Annotated in this window: 2 protein-coding genes; one reads left to right on the top strand and one right to left on the bottom strand. The window is 74.5% G+C overall.

Annotated elements, in window-relative coordinates:
- The first annotated feature begins 7 nt into the window (after window positions 1-7).
- Window positions 8-502 (top strand): molybdenum cofactor biosysynthesis protein, encoded by a 495-nt coding sequence (locus tag AB0C29_RS49485; protein WP_360835478.1) that lies wholly within the window; start codon window positions 8-10, stop codon window positions 500-502.
- Window positions 503-506: 4 nt separating this feature from the next.
- Here AB0C29_RS49485 and AB0C29_RS49490 read toward each other — a convergent pair.
- Window positions 507-1,179, bottom strand: a 673-nt coding sequence (locus AB0C29_RS49490; RefSeq protein WP_360835476.1) for a vanadium-dependent haloperoxidase, incomplete at its 5' end; no start/stop codon positions are given.

Here is a 1,179-nt window from a genome sequence, read left to right on the forward strand (position 1 = left end):
TTCCGGGGTGCCGACCCCGCCGGAGATCGTCCAGCTGCTCGCCTCCCCCGTTCATCGCTTCGAAGGACGCCCGGCCGACGGCCCGGCGCCCGCGCCCGCCGGCGAGCTCGTGGACGAGGTCCGCATCCGGGCCGGTCTGGGCATCGTCGGTGACCGCTACTTCGGCAAGCAGGCGCACCGCGACGCGAGCATCACCGTCATCGCGGCCGAGTCGCTGCCCGCGGGCGCCGACCTGGTCCAGGTGCGGCGCAACATCCTGGTCCGCGGCATCGCGGTCGACGACCTGGTCGGCGCGGTGCTGGTCCTGGACTCCGGCGACGGCCCGGTGGCCCTGCAGGTACGCCGCCGGGCCAACCCGTGCGCGTGGCTGGACACCACGATCGGCCCCGGCGCTTGGCGGGCGTTGCGCAACAAGGGCGGCATCCGCTGCACCCCGCTGAACGACGGCACCCTGCGCCGGGGACCCGTGGCGGCCACAGTGGAGGGCCGCTTGTTCGCTTGATCTCCTAGCGGCGGGGGCGGAACTCGCGGGCCAGCACGTCCCGGGCCACCCGGGTGCCGACCTCGGCCCCCTGCACGTCGGCGCTGCGGAAGTGCACGCCCGCCCAGATCCGGGCCTCCACCACCTCCGCCAGCGCCTGCGAGAAGCTGGTGAACGAGCGCGTGGTGCCCGAGTCGGCGCTGTAGGCGCTGAACGCCAGGTCGTCGCGGCCGAAGAAGGTGCGCAGCGCGAGCATGACGGCCGAGGTCGAGCAGGTGTGCCCGGAGGTGTGGTCCGGGAACGGCGGCGTCACCACCAGCGGCGTCCAGGCCGGGTCGGCCGTGGTCGCCGGATTGCCGTCGGTGTCGGCCAGCTGGACCGCGGTCACCGGGCGCCAGAAGTTCCAGTGCTTCTTCTCGGCGAAGCAGGCGGTCAGGGCGTCGGCGTTGGCGATGTCGGCCATCGCGAACATCCGGGCCGTCTGCAGCGGGCTGAGCCGCCGGCTCTGCGCGAGGTCCCGCTTGATCTGCCACTCGCCGAGGCGCCGGTCGTGCCACCAGAGCGCGGCCTGCGTCTGGTCCACGGTGCGCGCGGTGCTGGCGGCCGAGCCGAGGGCCTTGACCTCGTTGAGCTCCCGGGCCCAGGTGGCGCTGGTCAGGGCGGGCGGGCCGGCGGTGCGGTAGGCGGTGGCATCCCGG

Origin of the sequence: Actinoplanes sp. NPDC048791, from assembly GCF_040650095.1 — a bacterium.
In the GTDB taxonomy this organism is placed as follows: Bacteria; Actinomycetota; Actinomycetes; order Mycobacteriales; family Micromonosporaceae; genus Actinoplanes.